The organism is uncultured Methanobrevibacter sp. (genome assembly GCF_902774605.1).
GTDB lineage: Archaea > Methanobacteriota > Methanobacteria > Methanobacteriales > Methanobacteriaceae > Methanocatella.
In genome coordinates this window covers 1-9,523 of sequence record NZ_CACYJE010000066.1, presented here as the reverse complement: position 1 = coordinate 9,523, position 9,523 = coordinate 1, and the positions used below count along the sequence as shown (strand labels likewise).

Genomic DNA, 9,523 nt, shown 5'->3' with positions numbered 1-9,523 from the left:
TGTCTTTCCAGCACCGTTTTCCCCAACAATGACGCTGATTCCCCTATCGAATGTTATGACAGTGTGATCGTGGGATTTGAAATTGTTTAACTTTAGTTTTGTGAAAATCATTCTAAAACCTCCTTGAATGTGACTTGACCCTCAGGTTTCTCCTCTTTAGGAGTTTCCTCCTCCACTTTTTCAGTCTTGAATTCAACATCCTCATTGATGTTGGCGTAATGGTCATTGTAGAATTGGTCAATTATCTCTTTTGCCTCTTCAAGCTTATCCTTTGAGAGCAAATCATATAATTCGGTTGACAATACATCGACATTGCTGCCGTAGCCTTTCAATTGTATTTTAAGAAGTTCTTCAGGACCCAATTTGCTGGTGACTTCAGGCATCATTACGGATTCGTCCTCATCGTACATGTTGAATGTTGGCCTGATCATCAATGCCAATTCCCCAAGCTCCTCCTTGATTAATTCATAGACCCTGCTTGTGTCTGAGTCAACATTGTTGATTGTGAGGTTGAGTATCGGTTTCTTGTCGAAGTCCTTGATGGTTTCCTTGATACCGGCTATTCCGCTTTCAAGCTTATTGTAGTCAAGGGTTCTTTTGATGAATTCCCTTGGAATGTCAATTTTAACCCTTTTGACTAGTGTTTTTGGCCCATCCATCTCGACTACAACGAATCCCTTGCCGTTTTCAAGATAGTCAGGTATTTCAGATGTTTTCCAGATTTCGCTTGAGCCCGGATATACGAGTCTTCCCTTGCCGAACTTGTCGTTGACGTACTTGTGGATGTGACCCATTGCGTAGTAGTCAAAGTTGTCTGGTATGTCACCTATTTCCAGCTCGTAATTGAAGCTGAAGTACTTGTCGATTCCCTGATGCAATACGAGAATTGACTTTTCATGGTGAGATGCCTTATCGGATAGGTCTGCGAGTTTTGACTTCAGCAGTTTTCCATGTGAAGCTGGGAAAAACGGCAGTCCTGCGATGAACACGTCACCGTGCATGTAGGTCGGATTGATGTTGCTTATGACTTTCAGTCCTGATTTCTTGAATATCACTTGTGGAGGAATTGACCCCTTGCGCATTACAACATCATGGTTTCCTGCTATTGCATACATTGGGATTCCTGCGCCTTTCAACTTCAACAGTCCTTTCTGGAAAGTCAGCAAAGCCAGAGGTGACGGTCTTGCGGTTTCGAATAAGTCCCCGCTGTGTATTACAAAATCAACGTTTTCTTCTATTATCTTGTCTATAACCTTTTCAAATACTTCATAAAAGTCTTTTTCTCGCTCAAATAAACCATATTGGCGATAACCTAAATGAGTATCTGCTAAATGTGCAAATTTCATTATATTACCTTTTAAATTTTTATTGTATTATAACCAATTTAAACACTTAACGAAGCATTTAATGTTTAGTAGTTTATTCCATATTATATATAATATTTTGCAGAGAGAGCGTGTGATTAGAAATCAATATTGATTTTAGTGAGTGAAAAAAATTTTAAAAAAGTAAGGGGAAATTGATGGGAATTAATAGAGATATCCCATATCCTCAAGTTCCTTTTCCAAATCATCAATCTCTTCAGCTTCACTTTCAACAGCTTCCATGAAATGTGAAACTATATCCATGTCATCACCGTGAAGGCGACCCTGGAACTTGTCGATTTTAACAAGAGTAGGCACTTTGGTCATCAATCCCAAAACGATGGCCTCTCCCACGTTCAATGACGGCAACTGATTGATCAAATCCTGTGACAGGCTTTCGCTTGCTGACTGGACGTGCCTTTGGTCTTCCGGCTCAACGAGTCTTAATATGATCATGTTGTTCATCTGTGAGAGTGCGTCATGGTCAACTGTTTTCGGTGACTGGCTTACGAGGCATAGTCCCAATCCGAACTTACGCCCTTCCCTTGCAACCCTCTGGACCCATCTTTTGGAATCGCTGTCGCGCTTGTTAGGGGCAAGGATATGGGCTTCTTCTAGGATGAAGAACACTGAATTATCTAGCAGTTCCTTCTTATCTCCACTGTGAGCTGCGTTTTTGGAGCGCTGCAGGGAATTTCTAAGGATGTGACTTACAAGAACGCTTGCAACTGACTCATCAACCTGGGACAAGTCCAATACGTTGGCGTGTGCCTTCTTGATGCTGGACAGTATGTTTCCAGTGTTTTTGTCGAAAAGATTGGAGTACCTATCCATTGAATCGTCAATCTTGTTCATGACATCAACAATCTGCTTGTCTGCTTTCTCCTCCTGTGAGTCCACTTCCAGGATGTCATAGATTACCTGCAGGAAATTATTGGTGTGTGCAACACCGTCAGCAAGCATTTTCTTGGCTTTCTTGAATGCTCTTCTGAAGTGCCTTTCCTGAATGTAGCCGTTGGTTGGGATGTTGACGAGCTTCTTTATCTCATAGAATGTCATGTAATGGGGGTTGATTTTCGGCTTTATGACATTTACCGGACCGTTTGGGAACACTGCATCCTTGTACTCTCCGTGCATGTCGAAAACGAACACCGGCACATTGTAGCCCAATAATTGGTCTATGAGGACTGATACAGTGTTTGATTTACCTGCACCGGTCATTGCCAGTATCGCAAGGTGCCTTGACAGTATCGGGTTTGCATCAACATTCACGTCCACGTCGCTTTGGTTTACCAGGCTTCCTATCTTGATTGGGTTTTTGACCTTGAATATCTCGTGAAGTATTTCAGCGTCTGCGAGATGGATTTCGGTTCCCGGCAGCACTGGTGTTCTCGGCAATTTCAGATTGTCGTTGACATCCCCGAGGATTTTCACTTTTCCCCTGATGTAGTTGTCCTCGGCTCCGATTCTTGATATCTTCTGGATGGCCTTGAAGTCGTTGATGTCAATGTTGAGTGCATCGTTTCCCCTGACCAGGTTTTCAATCATACCAAGTACCTTTTTTCCGTCATATTCCATTGTGACATATTCACCAACCTGAGGCATTTTCTCTGAGATGAAGGTCACTTCATTTAAATTGGTTTCCCCTACGCATATTCCTACTACCATGACATCACTTCCCTGTTTGTTGTCTCGTAAATCTTAGCTATCTTAATCAGTTCCTTCATGTTCCTGTCGGTTATCACTACATCATTATGGGCCTTGTTTAGAAGGTAAGGATAACCCTGAACAGTCAAAACGTTAATCTTTTTAATAATCTCAAAAACCTCATCCTTACTTGCCCTGTAAGGCAATTCAACCTTCAAAACATTCTTGTTGTCCTGGAAACGCACATAGAATATTGTGAATGTCAAGCTTTTGAAAAAATCATTGAAGTATGGGAATGGAGCCTTTTCATAAACGCTCTTATACTTTATGATGGTCATCCCCTGCTTTTTTGTGAACTTGTCAAGAAATGCAATGTCCGGAATGTTCCAATGGAACAGGTCATTGTCAGATGAGGTCTTGGATATAGAAATGATCTTCTTGCGGTACTGCAGCAACTCCTTTAAAAGAATGATTTTCTCAACAGATGCCAATTGAAGGTTATACTCTTCAATCTTGTTCATATCCTCTTCCCGGCTCGGCAAATCAACCAACTTGAACGAATCCCTGATTTCGGGAAAAACCAAACCGTATTTGCGTATCTGGAATAGCCTTTCAAACTCATGGAGGATTGTATCGTCAAGGTTATCCCTAATTTTAGCCGGCAGCTTGGCCCCTCTTGGGAATGCATTCTGCAAGTCCCCAAGAATGGATCCATCAAACATGTAATAATCAACATCATACTCCCTTAAGGCCCTCAATGCACATTTAAGTTCATATATAGCCATGTAATTGCTTAAAAGCTCATCGAGAAATGAGACGTGGGATATGTCGAAAATGTCCGAGTCGTCAATTTTTTTTATTTCGCCATCGTAAATTATGGATTCGGCTCCAACTGCACAGAAGTTTGTGGTGAGGAATTTCTTCTTGTTGAAACTCCCATCTCCTGCAGCAATTGATAAATCTGCTTTGCTTTCATCTATAAATCTGTTAAACCATTTATGTTCCAATTGAGATTCAATATCGGTGCCAGATTCGAGATCTGGAATGAATCCTCTTTTAGCGATGGCCTTTTCATACAATGAATTTAACATGATATCACAGTTAATACTATATTAATAAATAATAAAAAAGAGTTTGGTAAGAGCAGTTGATGACTACTCTTGTGAAGCTTTAAGGATAGCTCCGGTCAATTCCTGGATTTTTGCCTTGACATCATCCACTTCCTCAACGATTGTTCCTGTGACGATGATGTCTCCGCCTGCTTTTGCCGCAGTGTATGCTGCCTTGGCGTCGCGTATTCCACCGCCAACAAGGACGATCATATTGTCAGTTGCCCTTTTGGAGTATGCAACCATTTCCGGCGGAATAGGCTTGTCCGCTCCTGAACCTGCTTCAAGGTAGAAGAACCTCATGCCGAACATTTCAGCTGACATCGCATAGATTGCAGGTATTTTCGGCTTGTTTCTAGGCACCAGTTTAGCGTCCCCGACCCATCCGACTGTTCCGCCAGGTTCGGCAACCATATAAGCCATAGGCAATATTTCAATTCCGGCAGCCTTGACTGATGGTGCTGCAAGAGCCTGTGCACCGTTAATCCAGTACGGATTGGTTGAGTTAACATAGCTCATGTAGAATATTCCGTCAGCGTATTTGCTCACGCTGCTGGTGTTTCCAGGGAAAATGATTATAGGCACTGCAATGTTTTCAGACAGGATTTTGCAGGTATTGTCAACATCATCACCGTTGACGGTTGACCCTCCAATCATTATGCCGTCGGTTCCACCCTCAATGGCTTCGGTAGCAATCTGTAAGGCCTCTTCAGGTGTCTGTTCATCAGGATCAATTAAAGTAAAATGAAGTTTGCGTGTTTTTAATATATCTCTAATGTAATTTTCTATGTCTTTCATAAGAATACCTAAAAATAGTTTTATTAAAAATAATATATTAAATTAATTGTTTTTATTGAAAAATAGTAAAAAGTTAAAGAGAATAGGTTTATCCTCTTTGTTCTTTTGCTTTGAATCTTAAACCTTTGTAACCACATTTTCTGCAAGTTGTTGCAGCAGCAGGGTTACGAGCATTACATTTTAAGCAGATTTTGATATTGAACATTCTGTTTTCTGCTTCTTCGAATCTTGCCATTAATAACTCCTCCTTATAATCGTGAAAACTTAATAAAATTAAATTGTTATGAATACATAACTATTAATTAATTATTTTAATTTAATAGTATTTAAAGGTTTAGTTAAAATCAGTTAAAATAAGAAAAAATCAATGAGAAAAAAATAATAAAATGGGAATTCAAGGGCATTGCCCCAAATCCCAAATACATGTTTCTAGTCAAATCCGAAGTCGCTGTAACCTCCACCGCTGGATCCACTAGCCTTACTTGAACCGCTTGAACCGGTTGAACTGCTTCCGAAACCAAAGTCACTGTAACCACCAGTACCAGTTCCTGCAGTGGAGCTTGAAGATGAACTGGATGATGAAGTGGAGGAAGTAGTTGTTTTCTCCACAGCCTTTTCAGTCTGCTGTACAGCATCAACCACAGTGCTTGAACCGGAAGAATCAGTGGTGTCATTGAACTTGATTTTAGTGGTCGGATCGTGATACTTTACACTTTCCCTGCACTGCAGGAGCAGATTCAAGTCTGTTGACTGTATCAGAAGAGTGTCATTGTACTCAGTATTCTTAACGAACACTGAATAGACCCCATCCTTCTCATAGACTATGAAATTGTTTTCCTTCAGTTTCTTGGAACCTGTAGTGATATTGTTCTTAAGCTTTTTCATCTCCTTTTCACTGGATGAAGCTGACAAGCTTGAACAGCTGGTAATGTTAATGTCGTCTTTAGCATTCTTATAGTAGAAGATTCCTTTCTTATCTGCTTTTGAAGTAGCATTAGATTCCTTTGGAACTTCCATATATGCTGATTTACTTAAAACTATTGTTGAATGATCAGTTATAGTGCTTGTAGTGCCATTGTTCAATAGGAAATAGCCTCCTATCACTGCTATCACGGCAACAATAACTATTGCAATTATTATGTGTTTCTTATCCATCACAATCATCCTCCCCTAGATTTGAGCCTCATCCTGGGCGATTACAATATTATTATCCATCAATTGAACATCAACCATGCCAATGTTCTTCTTATCCGATACGGCTGACCCGAATAAAAATCCTGAGCTGACCTTTTGAGCATCCTCGAATGGAGTTTCAGTAGTTTCAACCAACTCACCGGTTTTATCATAGAAATCCACTACAATAATACATCCGCTGCCTTCAGGCGCCGGTGAAATTGTTCCACCTACATAGTAGGAGTAATTCCAGTCAGTGTTCTGTTTTCTTACATCATCGACATGGAAATCAGAAATCTTGAGCTTGACATCACCCGGACTTATTTGGGTTGCGTTTGTTCCAGGCCCTCCATTGCTCATCATGAATCCTAAAGCACCTACAATGAGTATTGCAACTATCACTCCAATGATTACTGGTGTTTTATGTTCCTTAATGAAATGGCCTATTCCGCCTTGGCTTTTTACAAGCTTTCTTGTATCCTCAACCAGTTCATCAAACTTGTCTTCAGGATTTGGATAAGCCTTTATCCATGGTTTGTTCCTTAAGAAGAATTCAAGGCTTCCTTCAAGTTTTGAATCATCGATTTGGAAAACCAAAATTGGTTTTTTCTGTGAGAATGCCCTGTTGACCTCATTGTTAACGTAATTGGAATTCTTGGAATTCTTGGAGTAAAGCAAAACCATGACCTTGTTGCGTTTGATTGCATCCATGATTTCGGTTACAATATCCTTGACGCCAGCATCACGGTTTTTAACCCAGCATTCCAGCCCATCATTCTCCAAGACTTCACAGACATCCTTTGCCGTTTCTACATCTTTTTCATCATAACAAATATATACATCATGAGCCATTACTAAACCCACCAAAATACTTTATTTTTATTGTTCGATTATATTATCACTATCCACATTATACAAGACGTTATCGTCGTCCTTCAGTTGCAATGAAACCTTTGAAACATCCTTCTTGTTAACATCAAGGGACCCTAAAATGTTTCCATCCATATCCTTGATTTTTGTATCGCTGGAGTCGATGACCTTACCGTCCTTGTCATAAAAGTCAATGTGAATAACATCATTGGAGGAATTGCTCAAGTCATCTGAGACTGTTCCGAATACATAATAGGAGTAGCTTCCCGCTCCATTATTCTCCAATCCAACGTAACCTATATCGATTCCTGTTTCATTTTTTTCACCAGTTGATGAATCTGAATTCATCCCCGAATATGCGACAAAGCCCACCACTGCAACTAGAATAATGGCAAGGGCAATGATTGGTATTTTATACCTGTCAAAGAATCCTCTTTGATGATGAGGGATGACAACATTATTATTGTCACCTTCATCCAAATCAGGATTATCCTCATTGGTAATTTTTGCTAAAACTCCCTTAACGTCACCAACCAATTGGTCATAACAACCTTCAATTGTTTTATTTTCCTTTTTAAGAGCTGACGGGGATGCATCCAACCATTGAGTGTTTGACAAGTAGAATTCCATTCTACCTTCTGGAAAAGAGTCATCCACTTTTATTGGAACAATATGCTTTTTCTCATCAAAAGCGGCAGCCACTTCATTGTTAACATATTCCGATGCCTGTGCATCCTTGGAAAACACTAGAACTACAACCTTGCAAGGCTTCAATCCCAACATGATTTCTTCAGCGAAATTGGTTGCAGTACCGATATTTTCAGGAGCAAACCAGCATTCAACACCATTATTCTGCAATCTTTCATAGATGGCTTCAGCATGTTCAGTATTTTTTGTCGAATAACTAATAAAAACATCATGCGTCATGACTTCACCATTCAATTAAGCTTTATATTATTATATTTTTTATTTTTAATATTTAAAATAATGTATTTGAAGATTAGGGCATTATTAAATGTTGTATTAAAATGTCAATGAAAGTAAAAACTTTATAGAAGATTTAAAAGGTTAATGAAAGGAAAAGCTTTCATCAAGAAATTTTAAAAAATAAAAATTGGGGAAAAACTTCTCCCCAAAGCTATATTACACGGAAGAATCTAGGGCCTTTAGCTGCACTTTTCTGGATATGGATTGATGTTTTGAAAGAACCCTTATACTTGATGCTCACCGGCTTCAGCACGAGCTTATGCTTTCCGGCGGAAAAGGCATTTGTTGCAAAACCGAATGCTCCCTTATACTTATCCTTCTTGGATGATTTTAAGGTATAAGACTTGTACTTCTTGCCAGTGTATATTAAAACCTTAACCTTAACGCCGTTGATGCCCTTCTTGGTTTTCTTGTTCATGACAATGAAAGAACGGATGGATCCTCCCTTTTCATCCTTCTTGTATTGGATTTTGAACTTCAAGGAAACGGGCTTGACAACAGTGATTGATGATTTCAAGGTGTTGAAATTATATCCATTATGGGATGCACTTACAATGACCTTATGAGTTCCCTTTGACAATCCCTTGGTCCTGTAGGATGCTTCGCCCTTGGAATTGGTCTTAACGGTTACTTTCTTGTATTTCTTGCCAGTGTAAACCTTTAAGGTGAGCTTCATGTTGGCAACAGGCTTTCCTGTTTTTGAATCGACAATCTTGATTGTCCAAGCTGCACCGCTTTTAAGTGCAACGGTCACTTTGGAAGCCTTGATTACTGCAGTTGCCTTTTTAACTGTTATTCCTAATTCGCTTTCCACTGAATTGTGCCTGTCATCAGGAGTGGTGGTTACGCGCAATGTGTACATGCCCACTGCCAGATTGGATACGGTCAGTATGTTTTTGGAAAATGTGATCTTGGCTTCTGGATGATTCAATACCTTAATGTTTTCCTTTGTGATTGTACCTCCGTTAACGGTTACATAAATCGAACCTGTTGAGGCATATTCAAAAACCATTCCCGCACTGAACTTGACGCTGGAGGCTACCTTGTTGATGGTGAAATTGTTCTCATCAAAATATATCCTGTTTATGCCGTATATTGCATCAGTGTCGTTTTCATCGTATTCCAGTATGAAATGATTATTCATTACAATGGAATATATGTTTCCGCTGATGTCATTTCCCATAAAGGCGATGTTACTTTCAAACAATGAATTCATTATTGTATATGGTTCATTGGAACTGACCGCCCCACCATATAATCCTGGAGCATTGTTTTTCTTGAATGTTGACTTGTTGACGGTCAATCCGTCACTGTTGCTGTAAACCGCCCCTCCGCCAATTAGGCTAGTGCTGTTTATGGTGTTTGAAATGTAATTATTTAAAAATGATGAATTTTGAATAATATTATACTCACCCTCAACATATACTGCTCCTCCATTACCGTTGAAAGCTGCATTGCCATTGAAAGTGGAGTTTTCAAGTCTGAAATTATTGCCTTTACTGTAAACTGCTCCTCCAGCAGTAATGGTCAAATCATTATTATTAACCTGATTACTTTCAAATTTAGAATTGGAAA

At 39.6% G+C, this 9,523-nt stretch carries 10 protein-coding genes; all 10 read right to left on the bottom strand.

Going from position 1 to position 9,523, the window contains the following annotated elements:
• The coding region (locus QZU77_RS10870; protein ID WP_366208875.1) for an AAA family ATPase at positions 1-111 on the bottom strand (111 nt) is incomplete at its 3' end.
• Positions 108-1,346: a DNA repair exonuclease gene (locus QZU77_RS09680; RefSeq protein WP_295603557.1), complete on the bottom strand. Its 1,239-nt coding sequence runs from the start codon at positions 1,344-1,346 to the stop codon at positions 108-110. The genes QZU77_RS10870 and QZU77_RS09680, both read right to left, overlap by 4 nt.
• A gap of 183 nt (positions 1,347-1,529) precedes the next feature.
• Positions 1,530-3,032 (bottom strand): ATP-binding protein, encoded by a 1,503-nt coding sequence (locus tag QZU77_RS09675; protein ID WP_295603555.1) that lies wholly within the window; start codon positions 3,030-3,032, stop codon positions 1,530-1,532.
• Positions 3,026-4,102: a DNA double-strand break repair nuclease NurA gene (locus QZU77_RS09670; protein ID WP_295603553.1), complete on the bottom strand. Its 1,077-nt coding sequence runs from the start codon at positions 4,100-4,102 to the stop codon at positions 3,026-3,028. Before QZU77_RS09670 ends, QZU77_RS09675 begins: the two co-directional genes overlap by 7 nt.
• Before the next feature lie 63 nt (positions 4,103-4,165).
• Positions 4,166-4,918 (bottom strand): geranylgeranylglyceryl/heptaprenylglyceryl phosphate synthase, encoded by a 753-nt coding sequence (locus QZU77_RS09665; RefSeq protein ID WP_295603551.1) that lies wholly within the window; start codon positions 4,916-4,918, stop codon positions 4,166-4,168.
• An 88-nt stretch (positions 4,919-5,006) separates the two neighbouring features.
• The gene (locus QZU77_RS09660) at positions 5,007-5,153 is read right to left on the bottom strand and encodes a 50S ribosomal protein L40e (RefSeq protein WP_295603547.1); all 147 of its coding nucleotides are present in this window, start codon (positions 5,151-5,153) and stop codon (positions 5,007-5,009) included.
• A gap of 194 nt (positions 5,154-5,347) precedes the next feature.
• Positions 5,348-6,073: a hypothetical protein gene (locus tag QZU77_RS09655; RefSeq protein ID WP_295603545.1), complete on the bottom strand. Its 726-nt coding sequence runs from the start codon at positions 6,071-6,073 to the stop codon at positions 5,348-5,350.
• A 15-nt stretch (positions 6,074-6,088) separates the two neighbouring features.
• Positions 6,089-6,943, bottom strand: a complete 855-nt coding sequence (locus QZU77_RS09650) for a toll/interleukin-1 receptor domain-containing protein (RefSeq protein ID WP_295603543.1) — start codon at positions 6,941-6,943, stop codon at positions 6,089-6,091.
• Positions 6,944-6,970: 27 nt separating this feature from the next.
• Positions 6,971-7,888 (bottom strand): TIR domain-containing protein, encoded by a 918-nt coding sequence (locus QZU77_RS09645; RefSeq protein ID WP_295603541.1) that lies wholly within the window; start codon positions 7,886-7,888, stop codon positions 6,971-6,973.
• Positions 7,889-8,099: 211 nt separating this feature from the next.
• Positions 8,100-9,523, bottom strand: a 1,424-nt coding sequence (locus QZU77_RS09640) for a SpaA isopeptide-forming pilin-related protein (protein WP_394350529.1), incomplete at its 5' end; no start/stop codon positions are given.

Excerpts from the sequence above, each read along its gene's own strand:
- QZU77_RS09650 (WP_295603543.1), bottom strand. The coding sequence starts at position 6,943 with ATGGCTCATGATGTATATATTTGTTATGATGAAAAAGATGTAGAAACG.
- QZU77_RS09680 (WP_295603557.1), bottom strand. The coding sequence starts at position 1,346 with ATGAAATTTGCACATTTAGCAGATACTCATTTAGGTTATCGCCAATAT.
- QZU77_RS09670 (WP_295603553.1), bottom strand. The coding sequence starts at position 4,102 with ATGTTAAATTCATTGTATGAAAAGGCCATCGCTAAAAGAGGATTCATT.
- QZU77_RS09675 (WP_295603555.1), bottom strand. The coding sequence starts at position 3,032 with ATGGTAGTAGGAATATGCGTAGGGGAAACCAATTTAAATGAAGTGACC.
- QZU77_RS09665 (WP_295603551.1), bottom strand. The coding sequence starts at position 4,918 with ATGAAAGACATAGAAAATTACATTAGAGATATATTAAAAACACGCAAA.
- QZU77_RS09645 (WP_295603541.1), bottom strand. The coding sequence starts at position 7,888 with ATGACGCATGATGTTTTTATTAGTTATTCGACAAAAAATACTGAACAT.
- QZU77_RS09655 (WP_295603545.1), bottom strand. The coding sequence starts at position 6,073 with ATGGATAAGAAACACATAATAATTGCAATAGTTATTGTTGCCGTGATA.
- QZU77_RS09660 (WP_295603547.1), bottom strand. The coding sequence starts at position 5,153 with ATGGCAAGATTCGAAGAAGCAGAAAACAGAATGTTCAATATCAAAATC.